The organism is Paraburkholderia dinghuensis (genome assembly GCF_003837865.1).
Taxonomy (GTDB): Bacteria; Pseudomonadota; Gammaproteobacteria; order Burkholderiales; family Burkholderiaceae; genus Paraburkholderia; species Paraburkholderia dinghuensis.
Genome location: NZ_RQIS01000030.1, coordinates 24,619 through 38,200, shown reverse-complemented (window position 1 = coordinate 38,200; position 13,582 = coordinate 24,619). Strand labels below are relative to the sequence as shown.

The 13,582-nt window shown below is 64.1% G+C and carries 13 protein-coding genes; 6 read left to right on the top strand and 7 right to left on the bottom strand.

The window, feature by feature from the left end; genetic code table 11:
- The first annotated feature begins 463 nt into the window (after positions 1-463).
- On the top strand, positions 464-646 hold the full coding sequence (locus D1Y85_RS25740; RefSeq protein WP_124153898.1) for a hypothetical protein: 183 nt from the start codon (positions 464-466) through the stop codon (positions 644-646).
- Between the two features lie 29 nt (positions 647-675).
- Here the strand turns inward: D1Y85_RS25740 and D1Y85_RS25735 are convergent, their stop codons facing one another.
- The 3 genes from D1Y85_RS25735 to D1Y85_RS25725 are packed head-to-tail and all read right to left on the bottom strand — an operon-like array spanning position 676 to position 2,245.
- On the bottom strand, positions 676-1,416 hold the full coding sequence (locus D1Y85_RS25735) for a DUF899 domain-containing protein (protein ID WP_124153897.1): 741 nt from the start codon (positions 1,414-1,416) through the stop codon (positions 676-678).
- A 41-nt stretch (positions 1,417-1,457) separates the two neighbouring features.
- Entirely contained in the window at positions 1,458-1,916 is a 459-nt protein-coding gene (locus D1Y85_RS25730) for an SRPBCC family protein (RefSeq protein WP_124153896.1), read from the bottom strand.
- Positions 1,802-2,245: an ArsR/SmtB family transcription factor gene (locus D1Y85_RS25725; protein ID WP_124153895.1), complete on the bottom strand. Its 444-nt coding sequence runs from the start codon at positions 2,243-2,245 to the stop codon at positions 1,802-1,804. The genes D1Y85_RS25730 and D1Y85_RS25725 overlap by 115 nt, the downstream gene beginning before the upstream one ends.
- 181 nt (positions 2,246-2,426) lie before the next feature.
- Here D1Y85_RS25725 and D1Y85_RS25720 point away from each other — a divergent pair, with 181 nt between their 5' ends.
- Positions 2,427-3,443: a PRC-barrel domain-containing protein gene (locus tag D1Y85_RS25720; protein ID WP_124153894.1), complete on the top strand. Its 1,017-nt coding sequence runs from the start codon at positions 2,427-2,429 to the stop codon at positions 3,441-3,443.
- Positions 3,440-4,693 (top strand): MFS transporter, encoded by a 1,254-nt coding sequence (locus D1Y85_RS25715; RefSeq protein WP_124153893.1) that lies wholly within the window; start codon positions 3,440-3,442, stop codon positions 4,691-4,693. Before D1Y85_RS25720 ends, D1Y85_RS25715 begins: the two co-directional genes overlap by 4 nt.
- Before the next feature lie 261 nt (positions 4,694-4,954).
- Here the strand turns inward: D1Y85_RS25715 and D1Y85_RS25710 are convergent, their stop codons facing one another.
- Positions 4,955-5,428 (bottom strand): DUF3331 domain-containing protein, encoded by a 474-nt coding sequence (locus tag D1Y85_RS25710; protein ID WP_124153892.1) that lies wholly within the window; start codon positions 5,426-5,428, stop codon positions 4,955-4,957.
- 740 nt (positions 5,429-6,168) lie between these two features.
- Positions 6,169-7,062, bottom strand: a complete 894-nt coding sequence (locus tag D1Y85_RS25705) for a LysR family transcriptional regulator ArgP (protein WP_124153891.1) — start codon at positions 7,060-7,062, stop codon at positions 6,169-6,171.
- 98 nt (positions 7,063-7,160) lie between these two features.
- Here D1Y85_RS25705 and D1Y85_RS25700 point away from each other — a divergent pair, with 98 nt between their 5' ends.
- A complete protein-coding gene (locus tag D1Y85_RS25700) occupies positions 7,161-7,778 on the top strand; it encodes a LysE/ArgO family amino acid transporter (protein ID WP_124153890.1) in 618 nt (205 codons plus the stop codon).
- 219 nt (positions 7,779-7,997) lie between these two features.
- A complete protein-coding gene (locus tag D1Y85_RS25695) occupies positions 7,998-8,999 on the top strand; it encodes a ferritin-like domain-containing protein (RefSeq protein ID WP_124153889.1) in 1,002 nt (333 codons plus the stop codon).
- 105 nt (positions 9,000-9,104) lie between these two features.
- Here the strand turns inward: D1Y85_RS25695 and D1Y85_RS25690 are convergent, their stop codons facing one another.
- Both D1Y85_RS25690 and D1Y85_RS25685 read right to left on the bottom strand, forming a co-directional pair.
- Complete coding sequence (locus tag D1Y85_RS25690; protein WP_124153888.1) at positions 9,105-9,950, bottom strand: HTD2 family dehydratase; 846 nt, start codon at positions 9,948-9,950, stop codon at positions 9,105-9,107.
- A gap of 150 nt (positions 9,951-10,100) precedes the next feature.
- A complete protein-coding gene (locus D1Y85_RS25685; protein WP_124153887.1) occupies positions 10,101-12,437 on the bottom strand; it encodes a cytochrome P450/oxidoreductase in 2,337 nt (778 codons plus the stop codon).
- Between the two features lie 124 nt (positions 12,438-12,561).
- On the opposite strand from D1Y85_RS25685, the gene D1Y85_RS25680 reads away from it, so the two are divergent.
- Entirely contained in the window at positions 12,562-13,467 is a 906-nt protein-coding gene (locus tag D1Y85_RS25680; RefSeq protein WP_124153886.1) for an IclR family transcriptional regulator, read from the top strand.
- Positions 13,468-13,582: the final 115 nt, after the last annotated feature.

Below are 13,582 nucleotides of genomic sequence, written 5' to 3'. Positions count from 1 at the left end.
TCCCGGCAAAGCTGGCCGGATCGAGTTCGAGTTTCACCGTTTCGCGCGCGATCTGGCGCAGTTGCGGGAGAGTCAGGTGGCCGGGCGTGAGTCGCATTGTCGAATCCTGTATATACAAGTGAGCCGAAGTCTAGCCTGGCCGGCTTGTCTATACAACACATCCGATGCGTCCGGAGCCCTGGGACTATCCACGAGTCCGCGTTTTTTGCGGCATTGCAGTCCGCCCCCAATAAAGGCCAAGGTCGGGAAGCATCGAATGGGTGCCATGCGACACGCGGGGCCCGCGGCATCCGACAGCCTCACCACACCGCGGCCACGGACTGGATCCGCCGGAAAATCCACATATCTCAAACACAAGTGCGCTTCTGCATGTAACTGTTGCGTATCCGTAAGGTCGGTCCGCTAGAATCGCGGCCACTGTTACAACTGCCCAGACGGCCTGAGCCGCGCCACGGATACGCCGATGCTCCTCGCGCTGAACTTCTACTGGCTGACCAATCTGCTCGCCATTCTGTTCATCGTCGCGTGCGTGTACGACACGTTCTACGATGAATACGGCACGCTGACGCTCGCCGCTGGCGCGATGGGACTCATCGTGATGGCGATCGAGGTGCTGCTGCGGCCAGAGTTCGAGATGGCCCTCTAGCCGACACCCCCCGGCCCTCACGCGTTGCCTCAAGCCTTCTCTTCGTGCGCGCAGCATGCCGCCTGCGGCGCACTTTCATAGCGATCGTGATGGCGAATCCACTCGCGCATGTCGTGCTGCTCGTTACGTCCCTTCGGCGTGAACTCGAGCATCGCGTAAGCGCCGAGCAGCATTTCCGCACCGCGCGCATACGTCGAATACGTGTGATAGATGTTGCCCTGGTCGTCGCGATAGAACGCGCTCACGCCCGGTAGCTCGTCGCTCATGTAGTCCTGTTCCGCGAAGTTATAGAGCGCCTTGCCGCGTGCCTTGTCGGCTTCGCCAAACGACACGTGATAGTCGAAATTGAAGTCGCTCCCGTTCGACGACACCCACGGAAAACGCCACCCCATGCGCTTTTTGAACGCCTCGATCTTCGCGAGCGGCGCGCGGGACACGGCCACGTATGAGACGTCGTGATGCTCCAGATGCGGCAGCATGCCGTCGATGTGATCGGAAAGGAACGAGCAGCCCACGCAGCCCTCTTCCCAGTCCGGGCCCAGCATGAAGTGATAGATGATCAACTGGCTGCGTGGGCCGAACAGGTCCGCCAGCGTCCGCGGTCCATGCGGCGAAACGAACGTGTAGTGCTTCTCCAACTTCACCCACGGCAGCGCCTGGCGCTTCGCGGCCAGTGCGTCGCGTGCGTGCGTGAAGGCCTTCTCCTCTGCAAGTAGCGCCTTGCGCGCCGCTAACCATTCGTCCTGCGAAACAATCTTGTGCGATTCCATCGTCGGTTCCTCCGTCTGCGATATCGAGAGCCGCGCCGCCCTCACGAATGGCGAAACTGCTCCACCAGGTTATCCAGCGAGCTCGACCAGCCGCCTTCATGCGCGTCGCGCGCAGCCTCATCGAAGAAGCGTTCGTGCTTGAGCGTGAGCTCGGTCGCGTTGCCGTCGGCGCGCAGCATGACGGTCACGAGCGATTCGCGCTCGGGCGTGCTGCGCCACACCCACGTGAACACGAGCCTCGCGTCGGGCACCACTTCAAGATATGTGCCGCTCACGTCGTGGTCTTCGCCGTCGGGCGCGCGCATGATCACGCGAAAATGCCCGCCTACGCGCACATCGGCTTCGGCGTGAATGCAGGTCGTGTCAAACGGGTGCATCCACTGCATCAGTTGCGACGGCTCCGTCCATGCCGCGTAGACCTTCGCGGGGCTGGCGTTGAGGCGTCGTCGGAGCGTGAGACTGGGGCTGCTGGCGAAACCAGCGTCGGGGTTGGCTGACATGTATCTTCCTCCACGAAAGCGGCAAGGCGATCAAGCTGTTCCGTCCAGAAACGTTGATACCGCGAAAGCCAATGCATCGCCTCCTCCATTGGCCCCGCGGCGAGACGGCACGCAACCGTGCGCCCCGTCTTTTCGCGCGTGACGAGGCCCGCCTCGGCGAGGACGTCGAGGTGCTTCATCACCGCGGGTAGCGACATCGATAGCGGCTGCGCGAGCGCGCTCACCGAAAGCTCGCGCTGCTGTGCAAGACGCGCAAGCAGCGCGCGCCTCGTGGGATCGGACAGCGCCGCGAAAGTCCGCGTCAGTGCATCGTCCTCATACTTAACCATGCGGTTAAGCATAGAAAACGAGCGAGGAAAGTCAAGCGGTAACGATCGAAACAGGCGCCACGCCGGGGCGGCAGCTAAAACCGACACGGGGCGCCCACCTACGCAGGTTAAACTCTCGGGCACCCGACCCGGTTTTCCCTGCCGCGCGCGCCGCGCCGGCCGCTCCCAGGAGTCTCCGTTAATGAGAGGCGGTTTCACACGTCCCGTTGTAACCCACCCGCACGCCCTGTCCCTGCTGCTGCTGCTTGCGCTTTCGGGCTGCAGCCTGTTCCGCTCCGCGCCGCCCGCGCAGCCCGAGCCGCCCATTGCCGCAAGCGAACCGGAGGCAGCCGCGAGCGAGCCCGAGGCAGCATCCGCGCCAGAGGTGGCGAGCGAGTCCGAGGAGACTGCCGGGGTGAAAGCCGCGCCGAAGAAGCCGCACCCCTCTTTGATCCACCGCCGCCGCCCCGCGCCGCTGCCGCCCGCGCCTGCCAGCGCCCCGGCCGCGCCTGCGCCGGCGCCGCTCGTCAGCACGCGAACGCTCGAACGCAGCACGTTCCGCACCTTGCTCGACAGCGAAGTCCAGAAAACCGACGGCAAAGTAGTGGGCCACGCGGTCGATCTCGTCGCCGGGCCCGGCGGCAAGCCGATCGAGGTGGTCGTGAACCTGCAGGGCTTCATGGGCATCGGCGATCGAAAGGCGTGGTTCCCGTGGAGCAGCGTGCGCGTGAATACCCAGCCCAAAACGCCCGCGATCACACTCGCGCTCGCCCCAGGCCAGTCGCCCGCGCCGGACCGGCCGAAAGCGGGTGGCGCCCCCCAGCAGCCCAGCCTCGAAGAGGCAGGCCCGACACGCCTGCCGATGCTCGATGCGAGCGTCGAACGCCCCAACGGCGCGAAGGTGGGTCGCGTGGTGGACGTGCTGCTCGACGCCAGCGCGGACCCGCTTGCTGTGGTGCTCGACGTGAGCGGCACACTGGAAAAACGTCAGACTATTGCCGCCGACTGGGCGGCACTGCACTTCGTCACGAAAAACCGTGTGCTGACGGCCCAGCTCGATATGACCGATCAGCAGATAGACGCCTCGCCGAGGTACGCGAGCGACGCCCCTGTGCGCGCGGTGAAACCCAACCCACCGCCGGCGCCGACCGCACCTGCGGCACCGGCTGCATCGGCCGCAACCGCTGCACCCGCAGCTTCCTCGCACGGTGCCCAATGACGGGGGCCACGCTACGTTCGATGGCCAGCGCGCGAAGTTTGCGGGCGCTCGACTGGCTGAACTTCTTCGTCGCAAACGTACAAACGGGCTTTGGCCCGTTCATCGCATCCTATCTCGCTTCGCATAAGTGGACGCAGGGCGAGATCGGCCTCGCGCTCTCGGTCGGCACAATCAGCGCGATGGTGAGCCAGGTGCCGGGCGGAGCGGCCGTCGACGCGATGCGCAACAAAAAGGCCGCCGCCGCCTGGGCGATCGCCGCGATCATCCTGTCGGCTTCGCTCCTTGCATTGAGCCCGACTGTCGTTGCAGTGATGGCCGCCGAGGTCTTCCACGGTTTCGCAAGTTGCATGCTCGTGCCCGCGATGGCCGCGCTCGCGCTCGCACTGGTCGGCCGCCAGAACCTGGGCGACCGGCTCGGGCGCAACGCGCGCTGGGCATCGATCGGCAGCGCGGTGGCCGCGGGCCTCATGGGGCTAACGGGTGAGTACATCTCGCCGCGCTCCGTGTTCTGGCTGACGGCCGCGCTCGCGCTGCCCGCGCTCGTCGCGTTGTCGATGATCGAGTACGACCAGCGAGGAGCCGCTGCGTCGGCACGGCCCGGCAAGCCGGCCACACCGCGCGGCGAATCGCGCGAAAGCATCTTCGACCTGCTGCGCGACCGCCGGATGCTGACGTTTGCCGGGTGCGTGGTGCTGTTCCACCTGTCGAACGCGGCGATGCTCAATCTCGCGGCGGGCGAAGTGACGGCCGGCATGGGCAACAACGTCCAGCTCGTGATCGCCGCCTGCATCATCGTGCCGCAAGCGATCGTCGCGTGGATGTCGCCGTGGGTGGGCCGCACCGCGCAGCACTGGGGACGCAGGCCGGTGCTGATCCTCGGCTTTACCGCCCTGCCCGTGCGCGCGCTGCTGTTCGCGGCGGTCGGCAACCCGTACTTCCTCGTGCCGGTGCAGATGCTCGACGGGCTTTCCGCGGCGGTGTTCGGCGTGATGCTGCCGCTCATTGCGGCAGACGTCGCCGGAGGCAAGGGACGCTACAACCTCTGCATCGGACTGTTCGGGCTTTCGGCGGGCATAGGCGCGACGCTCTCGACGGCGCTTGCCGGGTTCATCGCCGATCACTTCGGCAATACGGTCAGTTTCATCGGCCTCGCGGCGGCGGGCGCCGCAGCCGTGCTGCTGGTGTGGCTCGCCATGCCGGAGACGCGCGACGCGCTCGAAGAAGAGGAAACCGGCGATGTGACGGCCTGAGCACCGGCGCCAGACGACGGCAAACGAACGGGCGCAGTCGCCGGATCTGGCGGCTGCGCCCGTTTTTCATGGCGATCAGTATTAGTTAGCGGTGCCGCGGTGCACGGCGAGCAGTACAGAGAACAAGGTCGATGTGTGCGGATAGCGTGGTGTCCACGCACGCCAAACCCCGAAGGCCGCCGGCACTCCGCATGCCGCGCGAGCGAAGCGCCGGGGCCATCAAGGCACCGGGCGCATCGAACCCACCAAAGTTGGCCGTGCTCAGGCCGCGAGAGCTTCGTCGAGACGGGCTGCGACCACGCTATTCGGAAGATTGTCGATCTTGCTCGCGAGAATCATTGCGTCGGCGTTGGCCGGACGATGACGGCGATTAGGACTCGGGCGGAAGACGGCGTCGCCACGGCGGATCTTCTCGCCAGTCAGCGCGCACACCGAACTGCGCCTCGCGGTGCAGACACGCCAGAGCTGGTCGGAGTAGCGCCCATACGTGGCGTCGCTCCAGCAGACCGTGATGCTTTCGGGATCATGACGCCGAATCAAGGTGATGCCCTGCGCGTCCCACGAACGCACAGTGGCGCGCCGGCGGCTTGCCACCTCCGAAGCACCGCGTGTGACGGGTACCGGTTTACAGCTTCTGCTGCGCTCCGGGTCGCCCGTGAGGGGCATGGGCTCGGAGGCGGCTGACAGCAGGTCAATGGTTTGACGCCATACGCTGCCGGTATCTAATTTCGTCATAATGCACCTCGTGCATGTAGAAACGATTCAATATGCCGGTCGAATAAACACGCTGCCACGTCCGGATTATAGCGTGTCCGTCTCGCAATCCACAGGGAAAAGTCAACCTTCACGCGAGACAATCGAAAATGAAGTAAATCGAATGAACAAAGCTTTCAGTTCAAGTCGCATTCAGACACCAATCGTTTATTTACGTTGCGTAATTTTTTACCGATTTTACGAAAATTTACATCTACGGTCCGGAAAAAATAACCGGCACGCCGTCTTGAGACTGGGTAAGCAGACACACTTCGCTCGGCCGAGCAGGCCCGTGGCGGCTGCAGCGCACCGCCTCAACACCAAGCCGGGCGCGCTTTTTGGGCCGCCCACCGCTCGTCGCCGCCTACCTGAATAGTCACGCCAAACGATGACCAGTCAATGAAACGGAATAAGCAGTTAGCGGAATGGGCGCCTCCATCCCATATAGCAAATCATCAGCGGAAAAGCGAGAAATTATCATACGGTGCTGCGCGAAGCTTACAAGAAAACGAACTATCTTCGGCGCATCAATTCAACGGACATAAATCTGCAATAAATACGAGTTCAGGGTAATTGCTATGTCCAGCTTCACCGTGATTGCATCAAAGCGGAGAGCACTATGCCGTCAAATAGTTCGACAATTTGACAGCACGTAAACATGAAAATGAATATGCCGGTTTAGAGCATATGAAACAAAGTAACGGCGCCCACGGGCGCCGTCGCTAATCGAGGAATTCGGCGGACCGGCGCCGCAGCATTGCACCGAAATCGTCGAGCCAGCCGATCGAAAGACGCCAGCTCTGCCAATAGAGGTCGATGTCGAGCGCGCGGCCCGGCGTGAGTTCGATGAGTTCGCCGCGCGCCAGATACGGCGCGATCATGCGCTCGGGACACATGCCCCAGCCGAGGCCGTTCACGCAGCAGCGCAAAAAGCCCGCGACATGCGGTACCCAGTGCCGCGGCGCATCGACCGGCGCGCGCGTGATGCGACGAATAAAGCGCTTTTGCAGCTGATCCTTCGGATTGAATTCGACACACGGCGCGCCCCGCAGCGATTCGCGCGCGACACCCTGCGCGAAATAACGCTCGAAGAACGCCGGCGAGCACACGGCGAGATAGCGCATGCGGCCAAGGCGTGTCGAACGGCAACCCTGCACGGGCTCCGCCTGCGTGGTCACGGCGCCCTGCACGCTGCCGTCGCGCATGCGCTCGGCCGTGTGGTCCTGGTCGTCGATCACGAGATCGAGCAGGATGCCGCGCTCGACGCAGAAAGCCCCGACGGCGTCGATGAACCAGGTGCCCACGCTGTCGTCATTGACGGCGACGCGCAGCGTCGGCCGCGCCCCGTCGAGCGCGCTCGTGAAGGTGGGCATCGAGCCACCCAGTTCCGCCTCGAGCAGTTGCACGCGTTCGGTGTGGCGGCACAGGAGTGCGCCCGATGCCGTAGCGACGCAAGGCTGGCCGCGCTTCACGAGCACGGTGCCGACGCGCTCCTCCAGCAGCTTCACCCGCTGCGACACGGCAGAGGGCGTGACATTGAGCGCACCAGCCGCCCGGTCGAACGAACCGTGCCGTACCACGGCCGCCAGCGCATCGAGCAACGCATAGTCGAGCATTAGCGTTCCTTAATCCGGTTAAACAAAATCAGCTTCTCTTATGTGCTTTCAGGCCGCAGACTAGCGCCGTTTCCGTACGCTGTCCAACGGTATATGTCATGAGCTGGCTCGCTTTTTCCCATGGCGCGGCGCTATGCGCCTCGCTGATCGTCACCATCGGTGCACAAAACGCATTCGTGTTGCGCCAGGGCATCCTGCGCTCGCACGTCGGCAAGATCGTCGTGCTTTGCACGCTCTCAGACTTCCTGCTGATCGGCGCAGGCGTGGGCGGCGCGTCGGCGCTCGTCGAGCGCTATCCGACCTTCGTGCATCTCGTGCTCTACGCCGGGCTCGCGTGGCTTGTGTGGTTCGGTATCGGCGCGCTGCGGCGCGCGATACGCCCCGGTCATGCAGTGCTCGATACCGCGGCTGCAAACGCGGCGACCGAGCAGCGCGCGTGGCCGATCGTCCTGATGACGCTCGCCTTCACGTGGCTCAATCCGCACGTCTATCTCGACACGTTTCTGCTGATCGGCACCGCGGGCGCACGCGAGCCCGCCGGCAGCCGCCTCGCGTTCGCGATCGGTGCGATGTGCGTAAGCGCCGTGTGGTTCGCCGGGCTCGGCTACGGCGCGCGCGCACTCGCACCGCTATTTCGCCGCGCTGGCGCGTGGCGCGTGCTCGACGGCGCCATCGGGAGCATGGTGCTGCTGATTGCGTTCGCACAATTGCGCTGAAATTCCCGGGTCCGACGCCGCGGGACGAATGTCGGACAAGCGAACGCCATAGCGGTCACGGTCCTTGCGCTGCAACGCGACAATTTCGCCTTCTTTCCTTTCTGCAGTCGATACGGATCGCGTGTGAAGCGGTACACCTGAACCGCTGCGCCCCAAATGCGCGCGAAATGAATCCGTGCCAGAATCGCAGCACTGTGCATTCGACTGGGACATTCCCCGATGAGTGATCAGGTTCTGGACGTCTTCGATGCCGCGCAACTGATTCCTGGCTTCACGGCGCCGGAGCTGCCGCGCGAGCAGCCTGACCGCGCGACGCTCGACGCCGCCGAACACAAAACGCGCTTCTGGACGAGCACCGTGAGCGGGCCCATCGTGGTGGGCTCCGACGTACACCGGCACGAGATGTGCCGCATGTTCCGCGAGACCTTCAATCCGTACCGCCCATCCATGCTCGAATGGCCGAGGCTCGAACCGGAGGCACTCAAACGCATCGTCGAATTGCCGATCTGGGACATTGCGGTGCAGACGGAAGGCCGGGCGCGATTGCGCATGGCCACCTATGCCGCGACGCTCGAGGACGCCGACTTGCGCGACGCCGTCGCCCTGAACGCGTGGGAAGAACACCGCCACAAGGAAGTGCTGTCGCGCCTCGTCAAAGCGTACGGCATCGAACTCGCGAGCGAGCCACCCTACGTCCACCCGAAAGACACCGAATGGGCCTATCTCGTGACGGGCCTGAGCGAATGCATCGACAGCTTCTTCGCTTTCGGCCTCTTCGAGGTCGCGCGGCGCTCGGGGCTCTTTCCGCCCGAGTTGATCGACACCTTCGAGCCCGTCATGCAGGAAGAGTGCCGCCACATCCTGCTGTTTGCGAACTGGTTGGCATGGCATCGTTCTCGGCTTTCCTGGTGGCGCCGTCTGCGCTTTGAGCTGAAAGTGGCCGCCGTGTGGGTCTTTCTCGGCTGGGAGCGCATCGGCCTCTCGCGCACCATGGACGCCGAGGGCAACGAGCACAAGCAGGACTCCAAGTTCACGATGAACGGCGCGAATTCGGTCACGGATATCAATATCAGCGCATCTGAAGTGATGCGCCTGTGTCTCGCCGAGAACGATCGCCGCTTCTCCGGCTACGACACGCGTCTGCTGCGGCCGGAAACGATGCCGAAACTCGTGCGGTTCGCCATGCGCTTCATGCGCGACAAGGCGCCGTCAATGTCTTAAGGCATCCTGATTTATTCCACTCGTCTCGCAGAGGTCATGACAATAGTCTGATTGCCGTGCGCGCATGACGACTCAACAGGCGCAAACGGGCGAAAGCGTACGGATTCAGGCGAGCGTCGCCGTGGCTTGCATCGTCAGGTAACCGTCGTGATCCTTCGCCCACAGTTCCACCGTGCGAGCGTCAGCCGACGGCTGGCCGCACAACGTGAATGCATTGCTCGCGAACATCGGCCGCACGGCACGAAACGCAAACGTCGCGACTACCGCGTCCGGAAGGTGACGATGCACGAGATCGAGCAGCAGTGTCGCAATCAGCGGACCGTGCACGACGAGTCCCGGATAACCTTCTTCCTGCGTCACATACGGAAAGTCGTAGTGAATGCGATGGCCGTTGAACGTCAGTGCCGAATAACGAAAGAGCATTACAGCGCCCGCCGCGAGCGTACGCGCCCATATTTCGCCAGTCGGCGCGGCAACGGGTTTCGGCGCCGGTGCGCCTCTTTGCGGCGCGTCGCGATACACGATGTCGTGCTCTTCCTCCACGCACAGCGTACCCGCCGACTCGTAGCGATGCTGCACCGTCACGAAGACGAGCCGGCCGCTGCGTCCGGTCTTGTCCTCGATGCTGGCGATGGTCGAGGTACGCTGCGCCTGCGTGCCCACAAACAACGGCGCATGGAATGTGAAGCGACCGCCCGCCCACATGCGCCGTGGCAGCGCCACGGGCGGCAAGAAGCCACCACGTTTCGGATGCCCGTCTTCGCCCACGTCCGAAAGCGGCGCGATGGGCAGGAAATAGAGCCAGTGCCACAGCGGCGGTACGTCAACGGCGGGCGCCGCGCGGTCGAGTGTCGCCGCGAGCGCGCGCAGTGGAAACGACGTGATTTCGTCGGACAGCGTTTCAGTCCTGTCCAGCCACGCTTCGAGTGGCGGCGTTTGCGAATCTGGCACGGCGGTTCTCCTGTTTCGTCGTACGAACGCACTATGGACGATACACGCCACGTCGCGAAAGTGTCTTTTGCGGAACAGACGTTTTATTTTCGTTCACGATTGTGTGCGGTCAGTCGATAGCCGGAGTTTGCCCCGCTCGCGCTGCACGACCTACAGTTCGAGTATCAATCGCCGTCCTTTGGCACGCGAACAGCAGGTCATCATGCGCTGATTCGTCTCGCGCTCCGCTCGCGTGAGCACCACGTCGCGGTGATCAATCTCACCCGCGAGCACGCGTACTTCGCACGATCCGCACAGGCCTTCTTCGCAGTCGCTCTGCACGTCGATATTCGCGCGGCGAAGGGCGTCGAGCACCGTCTGGTCCGCAGCCACGTTCAGCACGAGTCCCGAATCCTTCAGTTCCACCTCGAACGCGTGCTCGTTGGCGGGGTCGAGCTTGCCCGCACTCGCCGCGAAATACTCGACGCGCAGCGCGCCCTCCGGCCACATCTCGCTGCACGAGCGCAGCGCATCGAGCATACGCGCCGGGCCGCAGGCATAGACGTGCGTCGCATCGTCCACGCGCAGCGTGCCGAAGTCGTTGCGCGTGCCCTCGTCCGATACGTGCAGCGAGAGTCGCTCCCCGTGCAGTTGCGCGAGTTCGTCGATGAAAGCCATCGCGGCACGCGAGCGTCCGCTGTAGTGCAGTTCGTAGTCGATCCCGAGTTCGCGCGCGCGGCGCACCATCGCGCTCACCGGCGTGATGCCGATGCCCCCCGCGATAAATATCGCGCGGCGCCCCTCCTCGTCGAAGCGAAAGTGATTGCGCGGACCGCGGACAGTAAGACGCATGCCCTCGCGCACTACCTCGTGAATCCACGCCGAACCACCGCGGCTCGCTGTATCGCGCAGCACGGCGATTTCGAACGCCCGAGTGTCGGCAGGATCTCCGCACAGCGAATACTGGCGCGAGAGGCCCGTGTCTCCGCATTCGATGTCGATATGCGCGCCGGGCGCCCAGCGCGGCAGCACACCGCCGTCGGGCGCGACGAGACGCAGCCTCGCAATGCCGTCGGCGGCATCGCTCACGCGCTCCACGATCACCGGACGGCTCAACGCATGACCTGAAGGCTCGCCGATGCGCACCGGCACTTTCGCATCGAGCAGCGCGGGCGTTTTGCGCTCCGGGTTCTGTGCGTGCTCCCACTCCACCCACAGATGCTCCGGCCCGCGAAACGACGTGTTCGGCACGTAAGTGAAGGTCTGCTCGGCGAGGCGCATATGCGGCAGGCGGCGCGTGAACTCCTCGAGGAAGATCTGCATCTCCATGCGCGCGAGATTCTTGCCCATGCACTGGTGCGAGCCGTAGCCGAACGTGAGGTGATCGCTGGCGTTGTCGCGACGGATATCGAAAAGATCGGCGTCGGCGAAATGACGCTCGTCGTGATTCGCCGACGACATGACGATCAGGAGCTTCGCGCCCGCCGGAATGTCGACGCCGCCGACCTGGACGTCCTTCGTCGCAAGCCTGCGCCACGCGGCCACCGAGCCGTTGTGGCGCAGGCACTCCTCCACCGCGTTCGGGATGAGGCTTGGATCGTCGCAGATTTCGCGCCACGCGTGCGGGTGCTGCAACAGCAGTTTCATCGCGTTGGCGATGGCATTCGCCGTAGTTTCGTGGGCAGCCACGATGCCCGCCATCATCATCGAATGAAGATAGGAATCCGTGACGATCTCCGGATGCTCCTTTTGCTTGCGGATACCGTATTGCATCCAGCCGGGACCGTCGGGGTTCTGGCGCATCTTGTCCAGCACCTTGCCCGCGAACTGCCAGAAGTTGCCGACCGCGTGCGCGACGGCGACCTGCTCCTCCGGCCTCGGACGCCCCCATGTATTGACCGTGTGCGCGATCGAATACTGGCGCAGCAGGTCCATGTCCTCCTCGGGAACGCCGAGAAAATGCAGCGCCACCGTGAGCGGCACTTCCCAGAGCATCTGGTCGACGAGATCGGCGCGACCTTCGTCAATGAAGCGGTCCACGTACTCGCGTGTGAGGCGGCGCACCATCGGTTCGTGGTGCTTGAGATGTTCGGGTGTGAACGGCTCCATCAGCACGCGGCGACGCGGCATGTGGGCCGGTTCGTCCTCGTTCACGAGCGTGCGGTTCATCGCGTAACCGTACGACGCCAGCACCGCATTCGCCTCGGGGCCCGTTGGGGTGATCTTTTCCAGCGCGATCGATGGACTGAACGTGAGGTTGTCGCGAAAGATCGCCTTGATGTCGTCGTAGCGCGTCACCACCCAGTAGCCCAGTTGCGGACTGTAGAAAACAGGCTCCTGCTCGCGCGCCCAGCGCACGTATTCGGGAGGCTCCTGCTGGTAGCCGTCGCTGAACGGGTCGAACGCCGCGGCGTTTGTGCTCACAGGGCAACCGGAACCGGCGCTGACGCCAACGGCGCCATGTGGAAACGGACAGCGTCCGGGTGTCGTGGCGGCAGTCTGGCTCATCGTGCAACCTCATCGCAATTATGTTTTGCGTAACTCTAATACGCATTGCGTAATGCAGAGATTGGGGTTAACGTGCAAGCACCGTGGCCGCCGCCCAGCCCATCTGCCCGCTTAGAATCGCGCCATGAAAACCGTCCCTGATTCCGCAGTTTCCGTCGCTCGCGCCAGCGACGCGAAGAAGCCGCAAGGCAGCACATCCACCGCCGGCGCGGCTCGCGAGCGACGTCAGCGCGTTCAGTCCGCGCAAACCGGTATGGCCGTGCTAAAGGGCCTCGCGCGCCTCGGTGGCCGCGCGAGTCTCACGGGCCTTGCCGCTTACGTGGGTGAGAGTCCCGCGAAGGTGCATCGCTATCTGGCTAGCCTGATCGACGAAGGTTTCGTTGCGCAAGACACAGGCTCACAGCAATATCTGCTGGGTCCTGAGGCGCTGATGATCGGCGTGGCGGCGATGCGTCAGGCCGACCCCGTGCGGATCGCCGAGCCTGCGCTCGTGCGCCTGCGCGAACAGCTAGAGGTCACGACGTTCGTCGCGGTGATGGGCAACATGGGGCCGACGATCATTCGCTTCGAGGAACCCGGGCTGCCCGTGACGGTGAACGTGCGCGTGGGTTCGGTGATGTCGCTGCTGTGGTCGTCGACGGGACGCGTATTTCTCGGGCTGCTCGACGACACGCGCGTGCTCGTGCAGGCCGAAGACGAGCTCTCGCAGGCCGAAGCCTCGCTGCGCGCACAGCTCGACAGCGTCGATCCGATTGGCGCGTTGCGGCGCAGCGTGCAGGCCACACAGTGCGCGAGCGTGACGGACACGAACCTCAAGGGAATCAGCGCGGTCTCCGCGCCGCTTTTCGATCACACCGGCAAGCTCTGCGCGGTGCTCACGGCACTCGGTGCGACGGGCGGATTCGATGCGTCGCCCGATGGACCCATAGCCGTTGCGCTGCGCCGCGAGGCTGCTGCCGCGAGCGCCCTGCTCGGGTACGCGACACCTGGCACACCCCCCAAGCCAACAGAAACCGCGCGGCGCACCTAGGGGGGGGGTTCTGCATCGGTGGGGCGCTGGGCCAATAGCTCGTCGAACGCGACTTGTTTCGTGGTAAAGCACGCGGCTTGCCTACACGTCGTGCTTGCGTTTGCAACGGCCCGAC